Raw genomic sequence first — 14,525 nt, 5'->3', positions numbered from 1 at the left:
AAGTGAATAAATCCCCTAAGCATTTATGTGAGTGTTTATAACTTTCAAGGTTTCTGTGAATTAACGCAAATAATGGCTAATCCGTATGCTGAAAAGAGACGATAACCTATTTTAATCTTGGTGTATCAATATCAGGTGTAAACCACGCTGATTTAAAATCAAACCAGCCAAAAGTATTCATTTTGACACCTCGTATGGTTCTCTGCCCTTGTAGTTCTAATAAATGGTGAAATAGAGGGTAAAGCCAAATATCTTGTGTTAGCTGGCGACACCACTCTTCAAGTGGCAAAGATTTTTGATGCCATAATGTAAGCTCTTGTGAGAACGATGCTCCCAAACATTGGTGAAAGAGGGGTAATTCATAAAGTGCAGCAAAAATTGAGAACTCTAAAGGCTTATAAAAATTCACTGTCGCTAACCAAATATCACTATTAGCTTCACCGTAATACCATTGTTCATAATCAAGTACTTGAATGGTTAATTCAATATCATACTGAGATAAAATACTTTCTATTAAGTCTGCAATAGTGCTGTATTCATGATGCTCTTTATAAAGCGTGACAGTGAGTTTTGTTAATGAAGCTGGTTTAGGATGTTGGCGTATTAATTTACTGTGATGCCAATGAAGTAATAAGCCATAAGCGGGAGACCAATGACGTTGATAGAAAGGATCACAATGAGTGAGCATATTAACAGGGGTTAATACACTGCTTAACCATTCCCTTATTTCAGTCTGTTGGCACTGTTTTGAGCGACTATCATAGAGAAGAAAATAACACCCTTCCTCTTTACGACTTTCTAATGAATCTTTATTGGTATCATCGTCTGTTAAATGAATAGTTGAACAAACCATCTTGTTATTCAGTTCGGGAACTACCCAAATATCAATTTCATCTAATAATGCCCGCAAGCCAAAATAGCGATTAAAGGCCTTGATTTGCAGCTTATGTTTATCATTAGCGATAACTTGATAAGCGCCTGTGCCAATAGGGTGTTGTGCAAAAGAGGGAAGTGATGCCCATTCTTGCGGCAAAATAACAGCTTGTGGACTCCCTAATAACGTTGCAAATTGCTTATCGGCTTCGCTTAAGTAAATGTCGAGCACATAAGGTTGAGGCGAGGAAATTTGTTCTATATGGGCATAAAGAGGATTGCAGTGTTTCATTCTCATTAAAGAAGTGCTGATATCTTCAAGTGTAAGCTCTCGACCATGATGAAAATAGATAGAGGGACGTAAATAAAATCGCCAATGTTGCTCTGTGAGCATTTGCCAATGATGAGCTAATTCCGCTTCTACTTCCCCATTTTCCTCTTTTAGATGCACCAACGAATTGAATATTTGGCTCATTAAATGTAATTCAGAGCGCCTTAATGGTGTTCCTGGTAATAAATTTTTAAAGGGACGGTAGTAAATAATACGTAGTAATTGTTGACCGGGATGAAAGCTTTTTTCAATTTGTGAGAGCACCATTTGGCGTACAGAATCTTTATCACCCATTAGTGCTACAAGCTTTTCAATATCATTATCTTCTATCAGTCTTTCGGCGCGATTTTGTTGGATCTCAAGTGCGTTAGAATGAAAAATAAGCGTGGATTTTTTACCTCGACCGACTTCTGCTTGCCAATTTATCCAACCTATTTCTTGCATTTTATTTAATAAAGAGCGGACATGACGACGTGTGCAATGCAGGGTTTGTGCTAATTCTTGTAACGTTGTTTCGGTTGCTTTTCCCTGAAAGGCTTGCCATAAGCGAATAAATTGTAACTCTAAGCGGGGTGAAGTCATAAAAGAGGAAATCCATTGATAAAGTGATCAATTTTAATTTCCTTATATTAGACCGATAATGCCTGTGTTTAAAGTTAGCTCTCATGTTAGTTATCACAAATTACGAATACTGACAGACTCCCCCATTTGAGCATTCGGTGATTACCGGCCAGTGATACGGATCACTGGCTTTTTTATTTGAGCAAAAAAAAGCCGTAAATGAATTTACGGCAAGAATGACAAAGTAAACATCACAGAAAGTAGAAGAAGGTGAAAAAATTGCTGTAGTTAGCGCATAAAGGTGGGTTGTTTTGCCTCGTAAGCACTAATATCATCTTGGTGTTGCAGCGTTAATCCAATGCTGTCTAATCCTTCAATCATGCAGTGACGGCGAAATGAGTCGATTTCAAAAGAGAAATGTAATTCACCCGCTCTAACCTCTTGTGCCACTAAATCTACGGTAATTGGTGTACCAGCATGTTGTTTTACCCAATCAAATAATTGTGAGATTTCATCGTCACTTAATTTGATGGGTAATAATTGATTATTAAATGAATTTCCGTAAAAAATATCAGCAAAGCTGGGGGCGATAACGGCGTGAAAACCATAATCAGTTAATGCCCAAGGTGCGTGTTCACGAGATGATCCACAACCAAAGTTTTCTCGTGCTAATAAAATAGAAGCGCCTTGGTAAATTGGCTGATTTAAAATAAATGTAGGATCAGGCTGAGTGCCTTCGTCATCCAAAAAACGCCAATCATGAAACAGGTGTTTACCAAAACCAGTGCGCGTCACTTTCTGCAAAAATTGCTTAGGAATAATGGCGTCGGTATCCACATTTGCTGCATCTAAAGGAACCGCAATACCCGTGTGTTGAGTAAATTTATTCATTATGTTCTCCTTTAAGATGCCACTGCAAATGTACGAATATCTGCAAAATGACCATTAATAGCTGCCGCCGCCGCCATTGCAGGACTAACTAAGTGTGTTCGACCTCCACGACCTTGGCGGCCTTCAAAGTTACGGTTGCTGGTAGATGCACAGCGTTCGCCTGGATTTAATCGGTCGTTATTCATGGCCAAACACATTGAACAACCCGGTAAGCGCCATTCAAAGCCTGCTTCAATAAAGATTTTATCTAAGCCTTCCGCTTCCGCTTGAGTTTTAACAGGCCCTGAACCCGGAACAACAATCGCTTGAACATGAGAGGCGACTTTATGACCTTTGGCTATTTCAGCGGCAGCACGTAAATCTTCAATACGAGAATTTGTACAAGAGCCAATAAAGACTTTGTCGATAGCGACATCTGTTAAGTTAACGCCTTCACTTAATCCCATATAAGCCAAGGCTTTTTCAGCAGATGCACGTTCAACAGGATCGTTAAAACTGTTTAATAATGGAACAATTTGGTCAATCGCAATGACTTGGCCAGGGTTGGTGCCCCATGTGACTTGTGGCGCGATATCGGCAGCATTGATAGTCACTGTGGCATCAAAGATTGCATCATCATCAGATTTTAAGGTTCTCCAATAAGTGACGGCTTCATCCCATGACTGATCTTTAGGCGCAAATTGACGCCCTTTTAAGTAGTCAAAAGTGGTGTCATCAGGTGCGACTAAGCCTGCTTTAGCTCCCATCTCAATTGCCATGTTACATAAGGTCATTCGACCTTCCATGCTTAATGCTTCAATGGCTTCACCTGCAAATTCAACGATATAGCCTGTACCCCCCGCACTGCCTAATTTGCCGATAATGGCTAATACGATATCTTTTGCCGTGATCCCAATGGCTGTTTTACCCTGAACTTCGATTTTTAATGTTTTAGCACGAGACTGTTTTAAGGTCTGAGTTGCTAAAACATGTTCAACTTCTGAAGTACCAATCCCAAAAGCTAATGAACCAAAAGCGCCATGAGTTGCTGTATGTGAATCACCGCAAACAATAGTCATTCCCGGTAAGGTTATGCCTTGTTCTGGTCCCATTACGTGAACAATTCCTTGATAAGGATGATTTAAGTCATACAACGTGACACCAAATTCTTGGCAGTTTTTCATCAACTCTTGCATTTGAATTCTTGCCATATCACCACAAGCATTAATATCTTTAGTTTGTGTTGATACGTTGTGATCCATCGTTGCAAAGGTTTTATTCGGTTGACGAACAGGGCGACCTTTTGTCCTTAATCCATCAAAGGCTTGAGGCGATGTCACTTCATGCACTAAATGTCGGTCGATATACAGAATGGGTGTTTCATCACTCACTTCTCTGACAACATGTGCATCATAAATTTTTTGATATAATGTTTTACCCATGTTATGCCCCTTCACGAATATATTGAGCGATACGATCACCCATTTCGGCGGTTGTGATTGCGTTACCATCACCCGCTAAATCTGCGGTGCGATAGCCTTTTGCTAATACTTGTGTGATAGCATCTTCAATGGCTTGAGCTGCATTATCTTCATTAAAGCTATAACGTAATAACAGTGCGGCAGACAGAATTTGTGCAATAGGGTTAGCAATGTTTTTACCTGCTATATCAGGAGCTGAACCTCCAGCGGGCTCATATAAGCCAAAGCGTTCTTCGTTAACACTGGCAGATGGCAACATTCCCATAGAGCCAGTGATCATTGCGCATTCATCAGATAAAATATCGCCAAAAATATTGGAGCACAGCAATACATCAAATTGAGAAGGATCTTTAATTAACTGCATTGTTGCGTTATCGATATACATATGCTGAATTTCAACATCTGGGTATTCTTTTGCGATCCCTGTTACCACTTCACGCCATAAAATAGAGCTTTGTAATACGTTAGCTTTATCAATTGAGGTTACTTTATGACGGCGTTTACGTGCTGATTCAAACGCAAAGCGTGCAATACGTTCAATTTCATAACGATGATAAATTTCAGTATCAAAAGCACGCTCTTGTGCACCTTCACCTTCACGACCTTTAGGTTGACCGAAATAGATACCGCCTGTTAATTCACGTACACATAAAATATCAAAACCACGTTGTGCAATATCGGCTCGTAATGGGCAGTAGGCTTCTAAACCTTCATATAAGCGAGCTGGGCGTAAATTGCAGAACAATTTAAAATGTTTACGTAATGGTAATAAAGCACCACGTTCTGGCTGTTCATTTGCGGGTAAATGTTCCCATTTAGGACCACCAACTGAACCAAATAAAATCGCATCAGCTTGTTCACAACCTGCTAAAGTATCTGCGGGTAACGGAGTACCATGATTATCAATGGCAATGCCACCGATATCGTATTCTTTTGTTGTGATATTGAGTGAGAAGCGCTCACTAACAGCCTTCATCACTTTTTGTGCTTGAGCCATGACTTCAGGGCCAATACCATCTCCGGGTAATACTGCAATATGATAATTTTTTGACATAATTAAACCGCTTCTTGTGTTGTGTGTTGTTTGCGTTTTTCTATTTCGACTTGCTCTGAGCGCCAAATGCTATTAATAACGTGGATCATGGCATTTGCTGATGAACCTACGATGTCAGTTTCTAAACCCATTCCATGAAATTTACGTCCTTGATATTCAACGACGATATCAACTTGCCCTAAGGCGTCTCTGCCTTCACCTTTAGCTGTTAATTGGTAAGTGACTAATTTCAACGGATAACCTGTTGCGCGAGAGATGGCTTGATAAACCGCATCGACGGGACCATTACCCGTTGCTGCTTCAGTAATTTCTTTATCACCATGAGTAATGCTGACACTCGCGGTAGCAACGGTTGATGAACCAGATTGAGTATTAAAATAATTCATTACAAACTCATCAGGCTCTTGTTGCTGTTGTCCCATAAATGCTAAAGCTTCCAAATCGTAATCAAAGACTTGGCCTTTTTTATCAGCCAAACGTAAGAAGGCAGAATATAAAGTATCCAAGTTATAATCTGTTTCACGATAACCCATCTCTTCCATACGATGTTTAACTGCCGCACGACCTGAGCGAGAAGTTAAATTCAGCTGCACTTCTTTTAATCCGATTGATTCTGGAGTCATGATTTCGTAGGTTTCGCGGTTCTTCAAAACGCCATCTTGGTGAATACCCGATGAATGCGCGAATGCATTGGAGCCAACAACAGATTTATTAGCATGAATTGGCGTATTACATAATTGGCTGACTAATTGGCTGGTGCGATAAATTTCTTTGTGATTAATCCGTGTCTGAACATTCATCATTTGCTCACGGACTTTTATCGCCATAATGACTTCTTCTAATGCACAGTTACCTGCACGTTCGCCTAAGCCATTAATTGTCCCTTCGACTTGTCTTGCACCCGCTTGTACTGCGGTAATTGAGTTAGCGACCGCCATGCCCAAATCGTCATGACAGTGAACAGAAATAATAGCTTTATCAATATTGGGAACACGCTCAAACAAGTTGGTGATAATGCCACCAAACTGATAAGGCGTTGTATAGCCCACGGTGTCTGGAATATTAATGGTGGTTGCACCAGCATTAATTGCGCTTTCAACAATTCGACATAAATTATCGATATGAGTACGTCCCGCATCTTCGCAAGAAAATTCCACATCATCGGTATAGCGACGAGCACGTTTTATTGAGTTCACACCCATTTCAATAATATCTTCGAATGATTTCTTCAATTTATGTTCAGCATGCAATGCCGAGGTTGCTAAGAACACGTGGATACGAAAAGCTTCTGCGACTTTTAAAGACTCCGCTGCAACATCAATATCGTTATCAACGCAGCGTGCTAATGCACAAATACGGCTATTTTTGATTTCGCGTGCAATGGTTTGTACGGATTCAAAATCACCGGGAGAAGAAACAGGAAAGCCCGCTTCAATGATATCCACACCTAAACGCTCTAAAGCGTAAGCAATTTGTAACTTCTCTTTTACGCTTAAGCTCGCCTGCAATGCTTGTTCACCATCTCTCAATGTGGTATCAAAAATAATCACGTCATGGCTCATAATCTGTTCCTTTCTCTTTTTATTTGCTGTTTGCGCTCTCCCAGGTATAAAAAAACCCGCGACTAGCGCGGGTTTTCTCTCTAAGGGCTGGTGTGTTTCACTTTTTACCCATAAGCCGACCGCGCATAAAAGTTGCGAGTAGTAGTAGGCTTGATAGTAAAATTGCGTTTGACATGAAACATCCTTAGATAAGTTCTCAATAATCTGTATTTATTGATACCTAATACCAATAAAGATGTCAAGTGTTGGAATTTATTAATTCATTTGTCAGTATTATTTATAAATTTTTTATAGTGATTCTGGCTAATATCTAAATTTTTACTAATGATTATAACTATCAAGCATTCATTGATTGGGTTAATGTTCCATACGTTGTTTGAAAAAGAGTGAAATGAAAAATTAAACAATTGTTTGCTTTTTTTTTAATCAGCCAGTGGGTAGGGAAAAAAGAGGGTGTTAGGGGAGGAATAATTGACAAATGTGAGCAACGTTTTGAATGTAAGAATAAAAATCATTGTATTATAAAAGATAATAGATGTCGGATACCTATTTTAGGAATGAAAGTACATTATTTTATTATGATTTTTATCATACTTTGTTTTATTATTTGCAAGGCAGAAGGTAAAACAGGTTGTAATATATATTTATATAATCATTTTCTATACATGTAATTTTAATTTCAAAATTAATTTCTTATATGAAATATGTTTTTTTATTGATATGAAAATTATATGTTTAGTTATATGCATGGATGATGAATAATAAATTTTAATAAATAGTTTAAGTAATAGTTAAAGCTTATTTATTATTAATAATATATTTGTTAATAATATTTATTTGACTATTATGATAACATAGTGGAGTAAGAAATGACGGATTACACATCAGCAACAGTTACCAGCAGAGAATCAGCAGATATGCATTTACGTAATGTTGATCTTAATTTATTAACGGTATTTGATGCTGTTATGCAAATGCAAAATGTTACCCGTGCTGCACAAGTACTGGGCATGTCACAACCCGCAGTGAGTAATGCTGTATCTCGCCTTAAAGTTATGTTTAATGACGAATTATTTGTTCGCTATGGACGCGGTATTCAACCTACATTAAGAGCTAAACAACTTTTTGGCCCAGTAAGACAAGCCTTACAATTGGTTCATAACGAGCTTCCTGGAGCAGGATTTGAACCAGAACAAAGTGAGCGTATATTTAATTTATCTATTTGTAGTCCTCTAGATATAAAACTAGCACCCAAAATAGTTGAACAAATTAAAAATGAAACACCTAATATTAACGTTAATATTAAGTCTTATTTAAATAGCAATATAGAACACCAATTAAAATATCAAGAAGTTGAGTTCTTTATTAGCTATAAGGAATTTGAAAAAACTGAATTTCATTCACAACCACTATTTAATGACGAAGTTGTTTTAGTCGTTTCTAATAAACATCCTCGTATTAAAGAGAGTGTGACCCAAGAGATGTTATTAAATGAGCAACATTCCATTGTTTCTTTAGATGATATTGGTTCATTTAGTGCGCCTTATTATAAAGATACTCATTTGGAAGATTTAATCACTTATCAAGGAACCGATTTAAATAGTGTATTAAATATTGTATCTAGAACTTATTTAGTCGCTATTGCACCAAGATGGTTAGTTGAAAGTTATTCTGAGCAATTAGATATTAAAGCTGTGTCGTTACCTTGGGAAAAAACAGAGCGTCCTTGTTACTTGATTTGGCATGAGTCAACAGCGCGTGATAAAGGCCACTTATGGATGAAAAATTTATTAAGTGAAGTTTGTCAAAAATAGAGTGTTTTTGCTCATAATTAGTATTTTTTACTAATTATGCAGAAATAGTGGCAGATAACGTTAGCTATTCGGCTAATGACCAAAATGGCGTTTATGCAGTTAGGTAAACTAAATTGGATTGCTGTCACTATTTTTGCCCTTTCTTTGTAATAATGACTCTTATTCGTATTATACTGTGTTAAACCTATTTTTTTTCACTAATATTCTCCTCTCTATATTGTCATTGATTAAGTTATAACAATTACCTATTGTTATTTATCAGCTTTTCTTTTCAGCTTTTCATAAAAAATAAGATCATCATATTTAGTTTTCTCATGGTGATGAGATAGCTTTTTTTGACAAAACTTTTCATAACTCACAATTTTACAAATTTATGTAAAATTGAATTCCTTTATTTTGGTGGATCACTTAGACTTTTATTCGAGTCAGCGAACATGTGTAAGCTGAAATTGTAAGGGAGACATTTTCTCCATTTCGGTTTCATAACACGGTCGCTTTTCCATAAATAGCAGGAAAATTATGATAACTAATAATAATCTTCATGATTATCATATAATTAGAAGATTGCAGATGCAATTTTTGCACAGCGGGAATAAAATTGCTTATCGTCAGTGGGATGCTAAGCGCAATATCGAAATGTCTTGGGAGTTGGTTGAAAAGAAAACACGTGCGCTCTCAAATGCATTGTTAGAAATGGGTGTGGATATTCAAGAAAATATTGGGATCTTTTCTCAAAATACCATTGATTGGTCTTTAGCTGATATTGCTTCTTTGCAGCTACGTGCAGTAACTGTTCCTCTTTATGCAACAAGTAGTGTTGAACAAGCCGCTTACATTTTAAATGATGCGAATATTCGCATTCTTTTTGTTGGCGACCAAAAGCAATACGATATTGTTTCTGAATTATTAGCGTTATGTCCTCAACTTGAACATGTTATTGTGTTTAACTCTGATGTTGTGTTAAACGAAAATATACCTTCATGCTATCTGGAAAATTTAATTAACCAGTCAACATTTCAGCATGATGACGTGTTAAAACAGCGTATTAATGAATGCAATTTAGATGATCTGTTTACTCTGATTTATACATCAGGAACCACAGGTGAACCTAAAGGCGTTATGCTCGACTATACAAGTCTAGCATCACAACTTTATCTACATGATGAGCGTCTCTCGTTATCTGATAAAGATGTTTCTCTCTGTTTTTTACCTCTTTCTCACGTTTTTGAACGCGCATGGAGCTTCTATGTGATGCATACAGGTGCGGTTAACGTGTATTTGACTGACACTCATGCTGTCAGAGAGGCCATGAGTGCGGTTAAACCTACCGTGATGTGCGCCGTTCCTCGCTTTTATGAGAAAGTGTATAGCGCTATTCAAGATAAAGTGTCTCAAGCTTCAGTGTTTCGTCAATTTATTTTTAAATGGGCGATAAAGCAGGGTGAAAAACAGCGTGAAGCACAACTAAATCAACGTCAACAGGGCTTTATTTCCCGCTTATGCTATCGTTTTGCAGATAAAAAAGTGTTAAATCCAGTGCGCCAAATTTTAGGTGGGCGAGTTCGCTTTTTACCCGCGGCAGGAGCGCGTTTAGATGATGCTGTGATCCGCTTCTTCTTGGCTACGGGTATCAATATTAAATATGGCTATGGTATGACAGAAACCTGCGCCACAGTTTCATGCTGGGAAGAGAACAAATATAAATTAGGTTCTATTGGCACCCCATTGCCGGGCGTCGAAGTGCGTATTGGCGCAGAAAACGAAATCCAAGTACGTGGTAGCATTGTCATGAAAGGGTATTTCAATAAGCCTGAAGATACGGCGGATGCCTTTACAGATGATGGATGGTTACGTACTGGTGATGCAGGTGCACTTGATAGTGATGGCATGTTATTTATCACTGAACGTTTAAAAGATTTAATGAAAACGTCAAATGGTAAATACATTGCACCACAAATGATCGAAGGAACATTAGGGCAAGATCGCTTTATTGAGCACATTGCGGTGATCGCAGATACACGTAAATTTGTTTCTGCACTTATCGTACCTTGCTTTGATGCATTAGAAGAACATGCGCGTGCATTAAATCTAAAATATCAAGATCGTATGGAATTATTACGCCATACTAAAATTAAAGAGCTATTTGATGAACGTTTACGTGAAATGCAAAAAAACTTTGCAAGTTTTCATCAAGTTAAGCGCTTTACTCTTCTTGCTGATGGCTTTTCTATGGAATCGGGCGAATTGACACCGACATTGAAACTTCGCCGTAAAATTATTTTTGAACGCTATCGAAATGAAATCGAATTAATGTATCAAGATTAATTTTTATTGATGAAAAAGCACCTAAATGGTGCTTTTTTCTTTTGAAATTACTTATTGATAGATAACGATGATTGAAATAATTGATAAAAGACATAAACGGAAACGTTGACGCATACGGTTTTATCAGTAAATTGTGTTAAAATACAAACTCAGATCAGCATGATGACTGAAATTCATAGCAATATGTAATAAATAACACATTTAATAATTAAAAGAGGCTAATGTGAAACTGGATGAAATCGCCCGCTTGGCTGGTGTTTCACGAACAACAGCAAGTTATGTCATTAATGGTAAAGCGAAACAGTACCGTGTAAGTGACAAGACTGTTGAAAAAGTGATGGCGGTGGTCAGAGAGCATAATTACCACCCGAACGCTGTTGCCGCGGGATTACGTGCTGGTCGTACGCGTTCTATTGGTTTGGTTATTCCTGATTTGGAAAATACCAGTTATACCAGGATCGCAAATTACCTTGAACGACAAGCGCGTCAACGCGGTTATCAATTACTGATTGCCTGTTCAGAAGACCAACCAGACAACGAAATTCGTTGTGTTGAGCACTTACTGCAACGTCAAGTTGATGCCATTATTGTTTCAACAGCATTGCCGCCAGAGCATCCTTTCTATCAGCGTTGGGCAAATCGCTCATTACCGATTATTGCGTTAGACCGAGCATTAGAAAGTGAACATTTTATCAGTGTTGTTGGCGATGACTTAGAAGACGCCAAAATGCTGGCAACAGAATTAAAAGCATTCCCTTCGCAATCTGTACTCTATTTAGGCGCACTTCCTGAACTCTCTGTGAGTTTTTTACGTGAACAAGGTTTCCGTAATGTATGGAAAGATGATCCTAGAGAAATCACCTACCTATATGCAAATAGCTATGAACGAGAAGCTGCTGCGGCTGCTTTTTCTGAATGGTTAAATAACAATCCAATGCCTGATGCGTTATTCACTACCTCTTTCGCTTTATTACAAGGGGTTATGGATGTGACATTACAACGCAGTGGTCGTTTACCAACACAATTGGTTATTGCGACTTTTGGTGATCATGAGTTATTGGATTTCCTTGAATGTCCTGTTTTATCTGTCGCTCAACGACATCGTGATATTGCAGAACGTGTGTTAGAACTTGTTCTTGCGAGTCTTGAAGAAGAACAAAAACCGCAAGCAGGAATTACACGTATTCGTCGTGATTTATGTCGTCGAGGCAGTTTGGGACGTGCGCGTTAATTGATGTCGCTCTGTTGGTAATTATCTGCATTTATACTCATCCCTGTTTTATTAAATTAAAACGGGGATGTTTTATTTGATTTAAGAATGTCGAATTGCTTAGAGAATATTAAATTTGAGATTAATCTTAAGAGTTTTTTTACTATTTCTCTCATTTTACTAAGTTAGTCGATTGAATTTTGACATACCCATAAGTGATATTGCTTAAATTTAATGTGTAATTAATTTTATTTTGGGAAACTTAAGAAAAAAAGAAATAACTATCTTCATGATATTGAATTGTTTTTTTTCGTCTTGATGTTTTTGTTTATATAAAAGCAACCTCAAATTATTATGTTGGCTAAAGGTAAATGAACTGCAATAAATTAGTTTTTTATAATAAAAATCATGATTTACTTATTATGATTTCTTTATCTGGTTTTCTTCCTTGTAATCGCTATAAATAATTACTTTTCGTGATTAAAAATAGAATTTGAAAAATAACCTCTATTAATCATAGTGTTAATATTTCCTTTTTTCTTTTTGTCGATAATTTAAACATTCCAGAGTATCTACCAAATTACTGTAAATATAAATAAAGCTTCCTATATCTGGCTTGACAACGTTTTCATACCATCCGTAAACTCTATTTGTGGGGATTTGTGGGATAATGTGGTGTAAATTACAAAGCTGGGGGTAATGAGGATGTTTCGTGGAGCAACACTCGTTAATCTTGACAGCAAAGGGCGAATAACAGTTCCTTCCCGTTATCGAACAACGCTGAGTGAGATTTCTGAAGGTCAAATGGTTTGTACCATTGATCTCAATCAGCCATGTTTATTGCTTTATACCCTTCCAGAATGGGAAAAGATTGAGTTAAAATTAGCAGCTTTGTCCTCTATGAATCCTGCGGAACGTCGAGTTCAACGTTTGTTATTAGGTCACGCCAGCGAATGCCAAATGGATAGCGCAGGACGTCTTTTGTTAGCTAGCACGCTAAGACAGCATGCGGGGCTAACAAAAGAGGTCATGTTAGTCGGTCAATTCAATAAATTTGAATTGTGGGATGAACAGGTCTGGTACAAACAGATCGAAAAAGACATTGTAGCCGAGCAAACCTCACAGGAACCGTTATCGACACGACTATTGGATTTATCACTTTAAATAATGACAACGAATAATTTTAGTCATACCAGTGTATTACTGGATGAAGCAGTGAATGGCCTGAATATTAAATCTTCAGGTATCTATATCGACGGAACATTTGGTCGCGGAGGGCACTCTCGTCTAATTTTATCGCAATTGGGCGAACAAGGTCGCTTGATTGCGATAGACAGAGATCCACAAGCGATTGCTGTTGCTAATGAAATTGATGATGCTCGTTTTTCTATTGTTCATGGACCGTTTTCAAATATTGAGCAGTATGTCACTGAGTTAGGTTTAGCAGGGAAAATTGATGGTGTATTACTGGATTTAGGTGTTTCTTCACCTCAACTTGATGATCCAGAACGTGGTTTTTCTTTTATGCGTGATGGACCTCTTGATATGCGTATGGACCCAACATCAGGGCAATCAGCCGCACAATGGCTGATGACAGCAGCAGAAGAAGACATCACATGGGTATTGAAAACTTTTGGTGAAGAACGATTTGCTAAGCGTATTGCTCGCGCCATTGTTGCACGTAACAAAACAGAAGAGCCTTTGACTCGAACCAAACAATTGGCTGATTTAATTAGCGACGCAAGCCCAGTAAAAGAACGACATAAGCACCCAGCAACACGTAGCTTTCAGGCAATTCGTATCTATATCAACAGCGAATTAGATGAAATTGAAAAAGCATTAAAAGGTGCTGTTTCTGTTTTAGCACCAGAAGGACGTTTGTCGGTCATTAGTTTCCATTCATTAGAAGACCGATTGGTGAAGCGTTTTATTCGAGATGAAAGTAAAGGGCCAGTTGTCCCTGCGGGTATTCCTCTAACAGAAGCGCAAATAAAAGAGTTAGGAAGTGCTCGCTTATCGAGTATTCACAAGATGAAACCGACAGGCGTAGAAGTTGAAGAAAATCCACGGGCACGAAGCTCTGTATTGCGTGTAGCACAACGTATTGAGGAATAAATGTCTACTGAACGACACTCATTACCGAGAGTTATAGGGCAGGATTTACTGCGTCATGGCAAATTACCTGTATGTTTACTGATTGCTGTGATTATTTCTGCGGTGTATGTCGTGACAACCGCACATAAGACACGTTTATTAACAGCAGAGAAAGAGCGTTTAGTGCTGGAGAAAAACGTATTGGAGATCGAATGGCGCAATCTCATTCTTGAAGAAAACGCACTGGCTGACCATAGCCGAGTAGAGCGTTTTTCAAGTGATAGTTTGGGAATGATCCATGTTGACCCAACAAAAGAGAACATTGTGGTTACTAAATAATTAAGGCAAGT

The 14,525-nt window shown here is 37.9% G+C and carries 11 protein-coding genes; 6 read left to right on the top strand and 5 right to left on the bottom strand.

Annotation, left to right across the window (positions count from 1 at the left end; genetic code table 11):
- Positions 1 to 106: 106 nt before the first annotated feature.
- From sgrR to leuA, 5 genes are all read right to left on the bottom strand, one after another.
- Entirely contained in the window at positions 107 to 1,786 is a 1,680-nt protein-coding gene (sgrR, locus tag F1325_RS13785; RefSeq protein ID WP_109371170.1) for an HTH-type transcriptional regulator SgrR, read from the bottom strand.
- A 267-nt stretch (positions 1,787 to 2,053) separates the two neighbouring features.
- The gene (leuD, locus tag F1325_RS13780; protein WP_109371168.1) at positions 2,054 to 2,659 is read right to left on the bottom strand and encodes a 3-isopropylmalate dehydratase small subunit; all 606 of its coding nucleotides are present in this window, start codon (positions 2,657 to 2,659) and stop codon (positions 2,054 to 2,056) included.
- Positions 2,660 to 2,667: 8 nt separating this feature from the next.
- On the bottom strand, positions 2,668 to 4,077 hold the full coding sequence (gene leuC / locus F1325_RS13775; RefSeq protein ID WP_109371166.1) for a 3-isopropylmalate dehydratase large subunit: 1,410 nt from the start codon (positions 4,075 to 4,077) through the stop codon (positions 2,668 to 2,670).
- 1 nt (position 4,078) lies between these two features.
- Entirely contained in the window at positions 4,079 to 5,170 is a 1,092-nt protein-coding gene (leuB, locus tag F1325_RS13770) for a 3-isopropylmalate dehydrogenase (RefSeq protein ID WP_109371164.1), read from the bottom strand.
- 2 nt (positions 5,171 to 5,172) lie between these two features.
- Complete coding sequence (gene leuA / locus F1325_RS13765) at positions 5,173 to 6,732, bottom strand: 2-isopropylmalate synthase (RefSeq protein ID WP_109371162.1); 1,560 nt, start codon at positions 6,730 to 6,732, stop codon at positions 5,173 to 5,175.
- Positions 6,733 to 7,601: 869 nt separating this feature from the next.
- Here leuA and leuO point away from each other — a divergent pair.
- The 6 genes from leuO (at position 7,602) to ftsL (ending at position 14,514) form a co-directional block, all read left to right on the top strand.
- A complete protein-coding gene (gene leuO, locus F1325_RS13760) occupies positions 7,602 to 8,546 on the top strand; it encodes a transcriptional regulator LeuO (RefSeq protein WP_109371160.1) in 945 nt (314 codons plus the stop codon).
- 519 nt (positions 8,547 to 9,065) lie between these two features.
- Positions 9,066 to 10,871, top strand: coding sequence for an AMP-dependent synthetase/ligase (locus tag F1325_RS13755; RefSeq protein ID WP_109371158.1), 1,806 nt, complete (start codon positions 9,066 to 9,068; stop codon positions 10,869 to 10,871).
- Between the two features lie 223 nt (positions 10,872 to 11,094).
- Positions 11,095 to 12,102 carry a catabolite repressor/activator gene (cra, locus tag F1325_RS13750; RefSeq protein ID WP_109371156.1) on the top strand — a complete coding sequence of 336 codons (1,008 nt, stop codon included), beginning with the start codon at positions 11,095 to 11,097 and terminating at the stop codon, positions 12,100 to 12,102.
- A 684-nt stretch (positions 12,103 to 12,786) separates the two neighbouring features.
- Entirely contained in the window at positions 12,787 to 13,245 is a 459-nt protein-coding gene (gene mraZ / locus F1325_RS13745; protein ID WP_075670769.1) for a division/cell wall cluster transcriptional repressor MraZ, read from the top strand.
- A 3-nt stretch (positions 13,246 to 13,248) separates the two neighbouring features.
- The gene (rsmH, locus tag F1325_RS13740) at positions 13,249 to 14,196 is read left to right on the top strand and encodes a 16S rRNA (cytosine(1402)-N(4))-methyltransferase RsmH (RefSeq protein ID WP_109371154.1); all 948 of its coding nucleotides are present in this window, start codon (positions 13,249 to 13,251) and stop codon (positions 14,194 to 14,196) included.
- Positions 14,197 to 14,514, top strand: coding sequence for a cell division protein FtsL (ftsL, locus tag F1325_RS13735; protein WP_109371152.1), 318 nt, complete (start codon positions 14,197 to 14,199; stop codon positions 14,512 to 14,514).
- The last annotated feature ends 11 nt before the right edge of the window (positions 14,515 to 14,525 follow it).

Source organism: Proteus columbae (genome assembly GCF_009914335.1).
Lineage (GTDB): Bacteria > Pseudomonadota > Gammaproteobacteria > Enterobacterales > Enterobacteriaceae > Proteus.
This window is presented reverse-complemented; position numbering and strand designations above follow the sequence as displayed.